Origin of the sequence: Streptomyces sp. NPDC093984 (assembly GCF_044764595.1) — a bacterium.
Taxonomy (GTDB): Bacteria; Actinomycetota; Actinomycetes; order Streptomycetales; family Streptomycetaceae; genus Streptomyces; species Streptomyces cynarae.
In genome coordinates this window covers 518,014-531,887 of sequence record NZ_JBIWIM010000001.1, presented here as the reverse complement: position 1 = coordinate 531,887, position 13,874 = coordinate 518,014, and the positions used below count along the sequence as shown (strand labels likewise).

Genomic DNA, 13,874 nt, shown 5'->3' with positions numbered 1-13,874 from the left:
CCGCGCATCAATAGGCCCCCTGCCCATGCAGCACCGCACGCAGCGTCTTCCACAAGATCACTGTGTCCAGGGCGAGCGACCAGTCCTCCACGTACCGCAGGTCGAGTCGGACGGCCTCCTCCCACGGCAGGTCGCTGCGTCCGCTGATCTGCCACAGGCCGGTGAGCCCGGGCTTGACCAGCAGCCGGCGCCTGATGTCCGGGCCGTAGGCAGCGGACTCCTCCGGCAACGGAGGCCGCGGACCGACGAGCGACATCGAGCCGGTGAGCACGTTGAAAAGCTGCGGGAGCTCGTCGAGGGAGTACCGACGCAGCACTGCTCCCACCCGGGTCACCCGCGGATCCCGGCGGAGCTTGAACAGCAGCCCTGCGCCCTCGTTGAGGTCGGCCAGCTCGGCACGTGCCGCGTGCGCCCCGGCGACCATGGTGCGGAATTTGAGAATGGTGAACTCGCGGCCGTCCTTGCCGACTCTGCGCTGGCGGTAGAACACCCCGCCCCGGCTGTCCGCCAGCACGAGCAGCCCGACGAGCACCATCAGCGGCGCGAACAGCACCAGCAGGACCGCCGCGCCCACCCGGTCGACGACCCCTTTGATGGCCCGGCGGCCCCCGGTGAAGGTCGGCATGCTGACCCGCAGCAGCGGTATCCCGAGCACGGCGTCGACGTGCAGCCGCGGGCCGGCCACCTCCATCAGCACAGGGGCCACGACCATCTCGGCGTCGCTGCCTTCGAGGTTCCAGGCCAGCCGCTGCAGCCGGTCCGGTGACCAGTGCGGGTCCGGTGTGACCGCGACGACACGGTAGCCGTCGTGGTGGACGTGCTTGGCGACGTCCGTGAGCCGGCCGACGACCGGCACTCCGTCCACTTCGTCACCGTCGAGCCCCTGACCGTCCGTCGTGCACACCGCATCCACCCGCCAGCCGAGGTGCGGGAACTTGCGGGTCCGGGTTATCAGGTCCTGCACGGTGTCCGGGCTCCCGGCAGCGAGCACCGGTCTCAGGCACCGCCCTTCCTTCCGCTGTTTGTGCAGCGAGAGGCGGAGCAGATACCGCGCGGTCATGGTGACGAGCGCGATCGCGGGGATCGCGACGAAGATCCAGAGTTTGATGTTGCGCGAGGTGAGGGCGATCCCGCCGAGCGCCAGTACGACGGTCGCCGTGAACAGTGAGCGTCCGAGCCGGCGGAATTCCTCGGCACCCTGGCCGAGCACGGCCGGAGCCCACGCCCGGCTCACCGCCAGCGCCCCCAGCACCAGCAGCTCGGTGCCGAAGGCGAGAATTCCCCACTTCTCGTGCCAGTTGGCCGCGTCGCGGGCCCCGAAGAAGTTGCCGATCGCCGCCACCACGAAGGCGGTGGCCACGGTATCGCTGGTGATCACGGTACGGCGGTACCGCTGCTCCCAGTCGATCGCGGGCCGGCCGATTGCCCCGTCCGCCAGACGCCCGCGCGCCGACGGAAACGGGCTGACAAGTCCCCCTTGCCGCACAGAACCCCCCAGGTCCCCAGTGGTTCGACGTGTTCGCCCAACCTGTTGCTCCCCTCGGGAGGCCCCCGCCTCCCGCGCCGCGCTGTTCCTCCCTCGGGAGGTCCCCACCCCCCGCGCATGACATCCCGGCTATTGCAGAGCTACTTGAACAACCCCCCTGGCGGCAGCGGACTCGCATGTCCCGCCAGACTCTCAAGGCGCGGGAACCCGCCGAAACCTCGAGTGCTCCCCGCACCCAAGGCTCCCTCGCGGGCTCCAGGTATTGATCACCCCCACGTCCGGCGCCGGTGACGCGACTGGCTTTCCATAGCGCCGGACCCATAGATCATCGATCGTCGCCTCATGTCCGAACAGCTGAAGCACGGTCAATCTAGACCATCAGGGCCGGTATGAAGAGAGGATGTGTGTAATTTGTGTTCAAGCTTTGAGGCTTGATCCACGAATCGGTCACCACCTACGGGTGCCTTCACCCCCGCTGCGCGCTCCAGCAGCTCGCCCCGGCCCCCGGGCGCGGCGCGGCTTCTACGCGGTAGTGATCGGCCAGCTGCAACGGGCCTTCTACCGTGCCCAGTTCGGCAACGACTTCCCGCCGTTCGTGCACTACGGCGTGCCGGGGCTGGAAGGCTCGAGAAAATAGGTCCTGACCTGGGGGATTACCCTGCAGCGATCAGTTGTCGTCCGCGCCGCGGACCTGGGTACTCGCTGCTTGGATGCGCGCCGAAAAGGGCGCCTGACGGGCATCAGCCCGGGTCAGGCGCCCTTTTTCTGCGCCTAGAAGAAGCCCAGCTTCTTCGGCGAGTACGACACCAGAAGGTTCTTCGTCTGCTGGTAGTGCTCCAGCATCATCTTGTGGGTCTCACGGCCGATGCCCGAGCCCTTGTAGCCGCCGAACGCCGCGTGTGCCGGGTACGCGTGGTAGCAGTTCGTCCAGACACGGCCCGCCTGGATGGCGCGGCCCGCGCGGTACGCGGTGTTGATGTCCCGCGTCCACACGCCCGCCCCGAGCCCGTACAGCGTGTCGTTGGCGATCTTGATGGCGTCGTCGAAGTCGTGGAACGACGTCACCGACACCACCGGCCCGAAGATCTCCTCCTGGAAGATCCGCATCCGGTTGTCGCCCTCGAAGATCGTCGGCTGGACGTAGTACCCGCCCTTCAACTCACCGTCGTACTCGACGCGTTCTCCGCCTGTGAGGACCTTCGCGCCCTCCTGCCGGCCGATGTCCAGGTAGGAGAGGATCTTCTCCAGCTGGTCGTTCGACGCCTGGGCGCCGATCATCGTGTCGGTGTCCAGCGGATGCCCGGACTTGATCTTCTCGGTGCGGGCGACCGCCGCCTCCATGAACTCGGCGTAGTGGCCCCGCTGCACGAGCGCCCGCGAGGGGCAGGTGCACACCTCGCCCTGGTTGAGCGCGAACATCGTGAAGCCTTCCAGCGCCTTGTCGCGGAAGTCGTCGTTCGCCGACCACACGTCGTCGAAGAAGATGTTCGGGGACTTCCCGCCGAGTTCCAGCGTCACCGGGGTGATGTTCTCGGAGGCGTACTGCATGATCAGCCGCCCCGTCGTGGTCTCACCGGTGAACGCGACCTTCGCCACGCGCGAGCTCGACGCCAGCGGTTTGCCCGCCTCCACACCGAAGCCGTTGACGATGTTCACCACGCCCGGCGGCAGCAGATCGGCGACCAGGCTCAGCCAGTAGTGGATGGACGCCGGGGTCTGCTCGGCCGGCTTCAGCACGACCGCGTTGCCCGCGGCGAGCGCCGGCGCGAGCTTCCAGGTGGCCATCAGGATGGGGAAGTTCCACGGGATGATCTGCGCCACCACGCCGAGCGGCTCGTGGAAGTGGTATGCCACCGTGTCGTCGTCGAGCTCGCCCAGCGAACCCTCCTGCGCGCGGATCGCGCCCGCGAAGTAGCGGAAGTGGTCGATGGCGAGCGGAATGTCCGCGGCCAGGGTCTCCCGGACGGGCTTGCCGTTCTCCCAGCTCTCGGCCACCGCCAACTGCTCCAGGTTGGCCTCCATCCGGTCGGCGATCTTCCGGAGGATGTCGGAACGCTCGGTCACCGACGTACGGCCCCAGGCGGGCGCGGCGGCATGCGCCGCGTCCAGCGCACGCTCCACGTCCTCGGCGGTGCCCCGCGCGATCTCCGTGAACGGCTGCCCGTTGACCGGAGTCGGATTCTCGAAGTACTGGCCACGCGCCGGCGGCACGTACTCTCCGCCGATGAAGTGGTCGTAACGCGCCTGGTAGGAGACGATCGCGCCCTCGGTGCCGGGCGCTGCGTAACGGGTCATTGCGGCTCTGCCTCCTGGGAAGGCGCTGCCCGCCGTTGGGCAGCTCTCGACGCCGAGGCTAGGAACGGGGACGTTGCGAGGACGTTGCGCCCTGGGGCTCACGGATGGGTGCCGGTCTTCGCTTCCCGGCGTCAATGAGGTCCGGGACGCTCCCACCCCGCAGGTGCCGCCAGCTCCGCCTCCAGGTCCTCGAGGCGTGCCCTTACCGTCGCAGTCGGCCGTACCGCCGCGAGTGCCCGCCAGATGTCGAGGTCGTCCTCGCCCCACGGCGCGTGCACCCAGTCGGCCAGCAGGTCGGGGTCGCGGCGGGCGATCAGGGCCGTCCGCAGCCCGTCGGCGAGCCTGCGCCGCAACCGGGCCACCGCGGGCGCCTGCGAACCGGGCAGCAACGGGCCCCGGTACGCGGCCGCCGCCTCCGCCACCGCCCCCGAGGCCAGCCGGCGCTCCACGATGCTGACATCCGACTCGACCGCCGCCGTGAGCCGGTACGGGCGCGACGCCAGCAGACCGGGGCCGAGGATCCGGCGCAGCCGGGCCAGCTCGGCGCGCAGCGTCACCGGCGTCACCGACTCGTCCTCGTACAGCATGCACAGCAGTTCGTCCCCGGTCAGCCCCTCCGGGTGCCGGGCCAGCAGCACCAGGATCTCGCTGTGCCGGCGGCTGAGCCGGATCCTTCGGCCGCCGACGATCAGCCGCGCCTCGTCACGGCCGAGTGCCGCCAGCCGCAGTGTGTCAGCCGCGTCCTCGACCGGCGCCAGGAGCGCCAGCTGGGACTCGGCGGCCCGGGCCACCGCCTGCACGAAGCCCAGGCTGTGCGGATGCGCGAGCCGGTCCCCGCCGGTGATGTCCAGCGCGCCGATCACCCGCCCGGTACGCGGATCGTGCACCGGCGCCGCCGCGCACGTCCACGGCTGGACGCGCCGGACGAAGTGCTCGGCGGCGAACACCTGCACAGGCCGGTCCACGGCGACGGCCGTCCCCGGCGCGTTCGTCCCTACCGCGGACTCCGCCCAGCGGGCACCCGGCACGAAGTTCATGCTGTCCGCCCGCCGTCGCGTCGCCCGATGTCCCTCCACCCACAGCAGCCTGCCCTGCGCGTCGCACACCGCCAGCAGATGCTCGCCGTCCGCCGCGAAGGGGCCCATCAGTTCACGCACCAGCGGCATCACCCGAGCGAGCGGATGCTCGGCCCGGTACGAGCCGAGGTCGCCGTCCGTCAGCTCCACCGGCGCCGTACCGTCCGGCCCGACGCCCGCCAGCGCCGAACGCCGCCACGAGTCGGCCACAACAGGACGGACCCGCCGCGCCACCGTCCCCACCGCCGTGAACGTCTCGTGCGCGCGACGCAGCTCCCGCACCCGTTCGACGGGATCGGCCCCTGGCTCCAGGGCCACCCACGGCTCGGTCAACTCGGCCTCCCGGGAACGGCGGTGCGATGGGTCACATCGTCACTCCGGGGTCGGCCGCCGACAACCGTTTCGACCGCCATCGACCCGAACGGGACCGGCAGTTCGCGCGCGGGTGTCAAGAGACGTTGACCAGCCTCATGTAGCGCGTCCAGTCCCAGTTCGGTCCGGGGTCGGTGTGATCGGTGCCCGGGACCTCGTAGTGGCCGATGATGTGCGCCCGGTCCTTGGGGATGCCGTGTCGGGCACAGATCGCCGCCGTGAGTCTGGCCGACTCCTCGTACAGGGCGTCCGTGAAATATCCGGGACGGTCCACCCACCCTTCGTGCTCGATGCCGATGCTCCGTGTGTTGTAGTCCCAGTTGCCGGCGTGCCAGGCGATGTCGTGCTCGCGGACGCACTGCGCGATGTGCCCGTCCGCCGACCGGACGACATAGTGCGCCGACACGTTCTTCCGCGGGTTCTGGAAAATGCCCAGGGTGTTTGTGTACGTCGCCTGCGTCACGTGGATCACGACGAGGTCGAGCGGATAGCTGAAGGGCCGGTCGGACGGCGTGTAGTTACGGGGGTCCGCCGACATCCAGTCCACGAAGGGATGGTCGACGGCCCGGGGCCGGGCCTGGGCCGGTGCGGAGGGAAGCAGCGTGTAGGGAACCGCTGCGAGGGCCGCGCCCTGCAGTAACCGGCGCCTGCTGGTGAGGGGTCTGGCCCGCTCCTGCTCGGTTCGTTTCATGGATGGAGTGCCTCCGCGCCTGACTTCCACAGTAGTGCCGATGTTGTCCTGGTTTGCTCAACGCCCCAGCGCGGCCGCCGTTTCACGCATCCGGGCATGGATTCCTCGGTGCGTCTCGCGTGCCGGCAGCCATTCCTTGCGGAGCTCGGCCACGCAATGAGCAGCTCGACGATCGCCACGGTGTTCATCGCGCAGTCGACGGCCACCCCGCAGCTCTCACCCTCTCCCTGCCGGGCATGCCCGTCGCCCAGGCCGAGCAACCCGCCCTCGACGGCCACCAGGCCGACGAGCACCGACAACGGCAGGCTGCCGCCTGCGAAGGCGGCGCCGGAGGCTATGGACGCCGCGACCGCTGCCGCCGGCGCCATCGTTGTGATGCTCTGGAACAGGACCTCGCACAGGCCGATCGCCTCACGCCTCAGGCCGAAAGCCGTGTCCCCCGCCATGTGAACCCCCCGATTCGTCTCCCGCGCAGCCACTGCCCGGCGGCTGCGCCTCGCGTGAATCACGGTACGGCGCTGGGCGGTTGGGCAGAAGGAGGGCGGTGTCCCCGGTGGACAACCAGGAGACTGTGGATATCTCCGTCACCCGTTCGAGGGAGGTGGCCCTACGTGACCGGGCTCCCAAAAGCCCCGGTCCAGGCGGTCACATCCGCGCCGCCACCGCCGCGGGGTCGTCCAGCACCGCCCGCACCACCGAGTGCGCGGCCCCCAGCAGCGGACCCTCGGATCCAAGCCGTGAGACGCTCACGGCGCAGGCCGGGCCGGCCGTTCGCCGGGCCAGTTCCCGCTCAAGGGACGGCAGGAGCCAGGGGGCGAGAGCGGCCAGGGCTCCGCCCAGCACGACCGTCTCCGGGTCGAGCAGGTTGACCGCTCCGGTGAGCGCGATGCCGAGCGCGGTTCCGGCGCCGCGCAGGGCTCGCAGTACCTCCCGGTCGCCGTCCGCCGCACGCTCGGCGAGGAGTTCGACGCGGTCCTCGCCCGGGGTCAGCCCGGCCGCGCGCAGCACGGCCTCCTCACCGGCGTACTGCTCCAGGCAGCCACGCCCGCCGCAGGCGCACGCGGGACCCTCCGGGCGCACGGGCACATGACCCAGCTCGCCCGCGAATCCGCGCGTCCCGCGCAGCAGCCGCCCGTCCACGACCACGGCGCCGCCGATGCCGATCTCCGCCGAGACGTGCAGGAAGTCGCGGGGTGTGTCGTCACCGAGCCACAGCTCCGCGAGCGAGCCGAAGTTGGCCTCGTTGTCCACGGTCAGCGGCAGCTCGTCCGGCAGGAGGGGCCCCAGGTCGACGTCGTGCCAGTCGAGGTTGGGGGCGCGCACCACGGTCCGGGCGTCGCGCGCGACGAGGCCGGGCACGGCGACGGCGAGACCCGCGGGCCACAGTCCTTCCCGCTGTGCCTCCGCGACCACCTGCCGTACCAGTGCCGTCAGTTCGCCGAGCACCGGCTGCGGCGGGCGGCCACGGTTCGTGCCGTAACGCACCGCCCGCGCCCGTACGTCACCGCGCAGATCGACCGCGCACACCGCCAGATGATCGACACCGATCTCGGCGCCGATCCCGGCGGGACCACGCCCGCTGACGGCCAGCGCGGAACCCGGGCGCCCGACCCGGCCGGGCCGTTCGGGCCCCAGCTCTTCCAGCAGCCCCGACCGGATCAGTTCGTCGACCAGCGTCGAGACCGCAGCGCGGGTCAGCCCGATCCGTGAGGCGACCGCGGCACGCGACAGCGGCCCCTCGGCGCTGACGGTGTGCATGACCCGCGCCAGATTCCGGCGGCGCATGCCCTGCTGGGTGTCCGGCAGCCGTCGGCCGGGGCTGGACGGATGGGCTTCGTGCAGCGGTGCGGTCATGCCTCCCTCGGATCCCGTCAGCGCCGGTCCGGCTCCCGCTCCAGCAGCGGCGCCGCGTCGGAGAGTACCCCGGCGATCCTGGCCAGCGTCGCCTCGTCCCGCTCCACGGCCTCGAGGACCGGCCCGCGCGCGGTGTCCCAGCGCCGAGCGACCGCTGCGGGGTCCTCACCGGTCAGCAACCCGGCTGCCTGCGCGGCGGCGCCCAGCGCGACCAGCTCCCTGGCCTCGGGTACCTGGACCGGACGTCCCGAGAGCCGCCGTACGGTCTCCTGCCAGGCCCGGCCACGTGCGCCACCCCCGATGAGCAACAGTGGAGCAGCGCGGTCCGCATCCGCGTCGAGCACCAGGTCGAGGGCGCCGAGCAGCGAGTGCACCGCGCCGTCGTAGGCCGCCTGCAGCAGTTGTCCGGCCGTCGTGTCGTGCCGCAGGCCATGCAGCAGCCCCGAGGCGTGCGGGAGGGCCGGGGTGCGCTCGCCGTCCAGGTAGGGGAGCAACGTCACACCGGTACCGGGCTCGACGGCATCCCGGTCCAGGCCGAGCAGGGCGGCGATCCGGTCGACGGCGAGCGTGCAGTTCAGCGTGCACGCCAGCGGCAGCCAGTAGCCGTGCGCGTCCGCGAAGCCCGCCACGGTGCCGGTCGGGTCGGCGGGCCGCCGTCTCGACACCGCGTACACCGTGCCGGAGGTCCCGAGGCTCAGCACCGGGGTCCCGGGGCGCAGCCCCAGGCCCAGCGCGGCGGCCGCGTTGTCGCCGGTGCCCGGGGCGACCAGGGTGCCCTTGGAGAACGGCAGGTCGTGCGCGTCGCGCACCGTGCCGGCCACCTCCCCGGGCCGGACCACGCGCGGCAGCAGGGCGGGATCGAGGCCCACGTGCGCGAGGATCTCCTCGTCGTACGACTCCGTCGCCGACGCCCACCAGCCGGTGCCCGAGGCGTCGCCGCGGTCGGTCGTGCCCTGCCCGGTGAGGCGCTCGGTCAGGTAGTCGTGGGGCAGCCGTACGGCCTTGGTGGCGCGGACCGCCTCCGGCTCGTTCTCGGCCAGCCAGGCCCACTTCGTCACCGTGAAGGACGGGCCGGGCACGCTTCCGGTGCGCTCTGCCCAGATCTTGGGACCGCCCAGTTCGTCCACCAGGCGGCGGGCCTGCGGCGCGGACCGTACGTCGTTCCACAGCAGGGCCGGGCGGACCGGCTCACCCCGGCCGTCCAGGGTGACCAGGCCGTGCTGCTGGCCGCCGATCGACACGGCGGCGGCTTCGTGCGCCGCCTCGCCGCACTGGTGCAGGGCTTCGCACAGCGCCTCCCACCACTGGCGCGGGTCGCTCTCGCGACCGGCGCCCGACGTGACGGTGTGCGGCGCCTGACCGCTCGCCACCACCCGTCCGGTCGACGCGTCGACCACCAGGGCCTTGGTGGACTGGGTGGACGAGTCCACTCCGACGACGAGCGGACCCTCGGCTGCTGACATCGGGCTCTCCCTCTTCCGCGGCTCGCGGGTTCTGGCCTGTGGGCGGGCGTGCCGTCGGCCGGAGCGGCCGGACGTGCGCCCGTCGTCACCGTACGGAGTCACCGTACGGAGGACACATCGTCTCTTCCCAGAGATGCCTCCGCATACTAATTTGTTAAGCGCCATGACGAAATAGTCTCAGCGAGCAAGGAGCCGCGGCATGAGCTACCAGCCCACCCCCGAGGACAGGTTCACCTTCGGCCTGTGGACCGTCGGCTGGCAGGGACGGGACCCGTTCGGCGACGCCACCCGGCGCGCCCTGGACCCGGTGGAGACGGTGCAGCGCCTGGCCGAGCTCGGGGCCTACGGTGTGACCTTCCACGACGACGACCTGATCCCCTTCGGGTCCTCGGACAGCGAGCGCGAGGCGCACATCAAGCGCTTCCGCCAGGCCCTCGACACGACCGGGATGACCGTGCCGATGGCCACCACCAACCTCTTCACGCACCCCGTCTTCAAGGACGGCGCCTTCACGGCGAACGACCGGGACGTCCGCCGCTACGCACTGCGCAAGACCATCCGCAACATCGACCTGGCGGTGGAGCTGGGCGCCAAGACGTACGTCGCCTGGGGCGGCCGGGAGGGTGCCGAGTCCGGCGCGGCCAAGGACGTGCGGGTCGCGCTCGACCGCATGAAGGAGGCCTTCGACCTCCTGGGCGAGTACGTCACCTCACAGGGCTACGACCTGCGCTTCGCCATCGAGCCCAAGCCGAACGAGCCCCGCGGCGACATCCTGCTGCCCACCGTCGGCCACGCCCTGGCCTTCATCGAGCGCCTGGAGCGTCCGGAGCTGTACGGCGTCAACCCCGAGGTGGGCCACGAGCAGATGGCCGGCCTCAACTTCCCGCACGGCATCGCCCAGGCCCTGTGGGCGGGCAAGCTCTTCCACATCGACCTCAACGGCCAGTCCGGCATCAAGTACGACCAGGACCTGCGCTTCGGCGCGGGCGACCTGCGGGCCGCGTTCTGGCTGGTCGACCTCCTGGAGAGCGCCGGTTACAGCGGACCGCGCCACTTCGACTTCAAGCCGCCGCGGACCGAGGACCTGGACGGCGTGTGGGCGTCGGCGGCGGGCTGCATGCGCAACTACCTCATCCTGAAGGAGCGTTCTACCGCCTTCCGGGCCGATCCGGAGGTCCAGGAGGCCCTGCGCGCTTCACGTCTGGACCAGCTGGCGCAGCCGACCGCCGAGGACGGACTGGAGGCGCTGCTCGCCGACCGCGGTGCTTTCGAGGAGTTCGACGTGGAGGCGGCCGCCGCACGCGGAATGGCCTTCGAGCGCCTGGACCAGCTGGCCATGGACCATCTGCTGGGCGCGCGCGGCTGATCGCTGCCCGTACTCGAGGAGTGACGCCCTCGCGCGGAATGTCCCGGACTCGTGCCGTCCATGGCATGAGTCCGTATCGACAGCCGCGCGGGGGTCCCGCCATGAGCGGTCCGGGGCGACTGTTGACCGTATGGCCATGCCCCCGGGAGACACGCCACCCTCGGACCACACCGGGTTCGGCCCGCCGTTCCAGCCGCCGCCCGGACCACCCGGCGCGCCCGTCCGCCGCCGCGCCGGCCTCTTTCTGACACTCGCCGCGATCGTGGCCCTCGGAATCATCGCCGTGGTCCTCGTGGTCAACAGCGGAGGCGCGTCGCAGCGGAAATCGCCCACCGAGAGCGGCGCGAGCACAAGCCGTGCACCTGTCCCGTCCCTGGGCCTCCCGACGGGACTGCCCACCGCACTGCCCTCGAAGCTCCCCTCGGACCTCCCTCCGGACCTCCCGACGAGGCTGCCGTCGGGGTGGCCCAGCGTGCTTCCCAGCGGCTTTCCGAGCGACCTGGAGTCACTCTTCGCGGCCCCGGCCGCCGCACCGTCGACGCACACAGAGGTCGCGGCCGCCCCCTGAGGGCTCTCTCAGGGATGGCTCAGGGGCGGGGCTCAGGGTTGTCTCAGGGTCCGGGCCCGGAACCGCACGCAGCAGGCACCCGTTCTCAGAACATGGAGCGGCAGTGGCCGCGAAGGAGGCGACACATGTCGAGGAACGCGAAGATCGCCACCGGGGGAGTGCTGGCCGGACTCATCCTGTGGATATGGCTGCCGTGGTGGGCCGCCCTCCTGATCGTGCTGGGAGTCCCGGCGGCCGCGTACTTCACCCTGGACCCGTCGCAGCGGCGCAGGCTGCGCCGAGTGGCGCGGAAGGAGCTCGGCCGCTGAGAGGTCAGCGGTCGGCCCGGGATCCCGTCAGTGCGCAGGAGTTGACCACATCGCCGCCCGCGGGCCTGCCGACGGTACGGTCCGCGGGCGGCCGCTCGCCCCGCTCGACCCATGTGGTGAGCGCGTCGAAGGCCGCCCGGTAGCACGGCAGAATCGGCCTGAGCCGGTCGGGATAGGAGTCGTACAGGCCATCGACGTGTGTACCGCCGGCGACGGTGTAGAAGCGGTGCAGCGCTCCGCGACCGGCCTCTCGCACCATGCGCGCGTACACGTCGGAGTCCGCGCTCTTGGGCAGCAGGGCGTCCAGGTCGCCGTGCAGCGTGATCAGCGGTTTGCCGATCCGTCCCGTGAGGGCGACCCGGGCGACCGCCCGGTGCACGGACGCGGGTCGCGCCGCATAGTCGTAGGCCGCGTCCGAAGGACAGGGCGCCAGGATCTGCTCCGCCGTCGACCCGGCGGACGCACCGGGGCAGGTGGGGTCGTACGCGGGGTCGAACTCGGCCCGGTAGATCTTCTGCGTGATGCCCCAGTACGCCTTCTCGTGGTACGGCCACAGGAACTCGGACCCTCGGGCGAACCCGGCCGCGTACAGATCCTCGTCCCGGGCGGAGCCCAGCATGCGGGCCACGGCCACCGGCAGCGACGTCAGCAGGTTCGGGCCGTCGGCCGTCCACAGGGCGCCCTCCCAGTCCACCCCGCCGTCGTACAGCTCGGGGTGGTGCTCCAACTGCCAGCGCGTCAGGTAGCCGCCGTTGGAGATCCCGGTCATGTACGTGCGCCGAGGGACCCGCCCGTAGCGTTGCGCCACCACCCGCTTGGCGGCCAGCGTGAGCTGCGTCGTGCGCCGGTTCCACTCGGCTACGGCGTCACCGGGGCGGGTTCCGTCGCGGTAGAAGTCGGGCCCGCTGTTGCCCTTGTCGGTGGCCGCGTACGCGTAGCCCTGCGCCAGCACCCGGTCGGAGATCGCCGTGTCGGTCGCGTACTGCCGACGCGTACCGGGGGCGCCCGTGACGACGAGGCCGCCGTTCCACCGGTCGGGGAGCCGGATCACGAACTGGGCGTCGTGCCGCCAGCCGTGCGTGGTGTTGAAGTGCGAGTCGTCCGGGAAGTAGCCGTCGATCTGCAGCCCCGGCACACCGGCCGGATTGCGGGTGGCCGCGGCGGTCAGGCCCGCCTGGTCGGTCATGTCCGTGTACGGCGTTCCCGCGAGCCCCGCCGTCGTCATATCGCCCAGGCAGGCGCTCTGTTGGAACGCCGCACCAGGTACCCGTATCCGCTCCTGGGGTCCGCAATGGCCACCGTCGCCCGCCGCCGCGCGGCCGGGGAGAGCCGAGACGAGCAGAGCGGCGGCGCACAACGCGACGCGACGAGACAGGCGCATGAGGGACCTCCGGGGCAGGACGGGAGCACGGGGCTGACCATGCTGCGACCACGGAAGTTCGCCGACCATAGGTGTGGGCCACATGGGCGCAGACGGCCGTATGGGGGCTCACAACGCAGCCCATGCTCACTGCACCCCGTTGTCCCGCCTCAGGCCGGACGTGCCGCCACCTTGTCGAGGCCCTCCAGCAGTCCGGGCAACTGCGCCCCCCGGCCCACCGGGATCACCTCTCCGGGCTTCTCGTCGAGGAGGAAGAACGCGATGTCGTCGGTCCTGGCCACCATGGACCAGCCGGGCCCGTCGGCACGCAACAGGCGCGCGTCACCGGGTGCGAACGAGGAACGGACACGGCCCGGCGGCGGAGGGGAGTCCACATACCCGTGCGCCTCGTCAAGCGCGCGATGTATCGCGCTGCGGGCCCCGCCGGCGGGCTTGCCGTTTTCGGGCTCGCCACCTTCGGCCGCCGGCTCCGCGCCGTCCACGGGTGCGAAGTCGGCGGCGTCGATCTGGTCTCGCCACACGGCCCACTGGAGCGCGATCTGGTCGGCGCCCAGGCGGCGTTGCGCCGGACCCCAGGTGTCGGTGTCCGGTGGGGAGAGCGGCTCACGGTCGGCGTCCTCCGGTGCCGGGTCGTGCGGGGCGGGCACACCGGGCGCCGCGACGGCCACGGCCAGCGGCCAGCCCGGCAGCGCGGCGACGACCGTGCGCTCGTCGGGCGACAGGTCGTACTCCATGCCGCAGTCCCAGGACGCGATCGCCACGGCCACCAGCGACACGTCGTCGACGACCACCGTCCAGCGCGCACCGTCGCCGTCCTGGCCGAGCACCAGGCCGTACCCGTCCAGCACGGGCGGCAGACCGAGCGCCGCGCAGGCCTCCGGATAGTCGTCGCCCAGCACGCTCGGGAACTGCGCGGGCGTCAGCAGAATCGCCGTCAGTACATACAGCGCGTCGTCCGTGGCGGCGACGGAGGCCTCGTCCGTCCCGGTCATGCCGTCCTCCCGATCCGTGGTT

12 protein-coding genes and 1 pseudogene are annotated in these 13,874 nt (G+C 71.5%); 4 read left to right on the top strand and 9 right to left on the bottom strand.

The window, feature by feature from the left end; genetic code table 11:
• Positions 1–7 precede the first annotated feature (7 nt).
• Positions 8–1,486, bottom strand: a complete 1,479-nt coding sequence (locus tag ACIRC0_RS02505) for a sugar transferase (RefSeq protein ID WP_403610173.1) — start codon at positions 1,484–1,486, stop codon at positions 8–10.
• A gap of 460 nt (positions 1,487–1,946) precedes the next feature.
• Here ACIRC0_RS02505 and ACIRC0_RS02500 point away from each other — a divergent pair, with 460 nt between their 5' ends.
• Positions 1,947–2,123 (top strand): hypothetical protein, encoded by a 177-nt coding sequence (locus tag ACIRC0_RS02500; RefSeq protein WP_403610171.1) that lies wholly within the window; start codon positions 1,947–1,949, stop codon positions 2,121–2,123.
• A gap of 134 nt (positions 2,124–2,257) precedes the next feature.
• Here ACIRC0_RS02500 and adh read toward each other — a convergent pair whose 3' ends face one another.
• The 6 genes and pseudogenes from adh to xylB all read right to left on the bottom strand — a co-directional run bounded on the left by adh (position 2,258) and on the right by xylB (position 9,237).
• Complete coding sequence (gene adh, locus ACIRC0_RS02495) at positions 2,258–3,781, bottom strand: aldehyde dehydrogenase (RefSeq protein ID WP_403610169.1); 1,524 nt, start codon at positions 3,779–3,781, stop codon at positions 2,258–2,260.
• A gap of 131 nt (positions 3,782–3,912) precedes the next feature.
• Positions 3,913–5,190 (bottom strand): GAF domain-containing protein, encoded by a 1,278-nt coding sequence (locus ACIRC0_RS02490; RefSeq protein ID WP_403610166.1) that lies wholly within the window; start codon positions 5,188–5,190, stop codon positions 3,913–3,915.
• 115 nt (positions 5,191–5,305) lie between these two features.
• Positions 5,306–5,920: an N-acetylmuramoyl-L-alanine amidase gene (locus ACIRC0_RS02485; protein WP_403610164.1), complete on the bottom strand. Its 615-nt coding sequence runs from the start codon at positions 5,918–5,920 to the stop codon at positions 5,306–5,308.
• Between the two features lie 57 nt (positions 5,921–5,977).
• A pseudogene (locus ACIRC0_RS02480) lies at positions 5,978–6,198 on the bottom strand (acetamidase); the annotation flags it as partial.
• Positions 6,199–6,565: 367 nt separating this feature from the next.
• Positions 6,566–7,774: an ROK family protein gene (locus ACIRC0_RS02475; protein WP_403610161.1), complete on the bottom strand. Its 1,209-nt coding sequence runs from the start codon at positions 7,772–7,774 to the stop codon at positions 6,566–6,568.
• A gap of 17 nt (positions 7,775–7,791) precedes the next feature.
• Positions 7,792–9,237: a xylulokinase gene (gene xylB, locus ACIRC0_RS02470; protein ID WP_403610158.1), complete on the bottom strand. Its 1,446-nt coding sequence runs from the start codon at positions 9,235–9,237 to the stop codon at positions 7,792–7,794.
• A 199-nt stretch (positions 9,238–9,436) separates the two neighbouring features.
• Between xylB and xylA the strand changes: the two genes are divergently transcribed.
• From xylA to ACIRC0_RS02455, 3 genes are all read left to right on the top strand, one after another.
• Positions 9,437–10,603, top strand: coding sequence for a xylose isomerase (gene xylA, locus ACIRC0_RS02465; protein ID WP_403610156.1), 1,167 nt, complete (start codon positions 9,437–9,439; stop codon positions 10,601–10,603).
• Between the two features lie 136 nt (positions 10,604–10,739).
• The gene (locus ACIRC0_RS02460; RefSeq protein WP_403610153.1) at positions 10,740–11,171 is read left to right on the top strand and encodes a hypothetical protein; all 432 of its coding nucleotides are present in this window, start codon (positions 10,740–10,742) and stop codon (positions 11,169–11,171) included.
• Positions 11,172–11,296: 125 nt separating this feature from the next.
• Positions 11,297–11,479: a hypothetical protein gene (locus tag ACIRC0_RS02455; protein ID WP_103842773.1), complete on the top strand. Its 183-nt coding sequence runs from the start codon at positions 11,297–11,299 to the stop codon at positions 11,477–11,479.
• Positions 11,480–11,483: 4 nt separating this feature from the next.
• Here the strand turns inward: ACIRC0_RS02455 and ACIRC0_RS02450 are convergent, their stop codons facing one another.
• Positions 11,484–12,860: a tannase/feruloyl esterase family alpha/beta hydrolase gene (locus ACIRC0_RS02450; RefSeq protein WP_403610151.1), complete on the bottom strand. Its 1,377-nt coding sequence runs from the start codon at positions 12,858–12,860 to the stop codon at positions 11,484–11,486.
• A gap of 149 nt (positions 12,861–13,009) precedes the next feature.
• On the bottom strand, positions 13,010–13,852 hold the full coding sequence (locus ACIRC0_RS02445; protein WP_403610149.1) for a hypothetical protein: 843 nt from the start codon (positions 13,850–13,852) through the stop codon (positions 13,010–13,012).
• Positions 13,853–13,874: the final 22 nt, after the last annotated feature.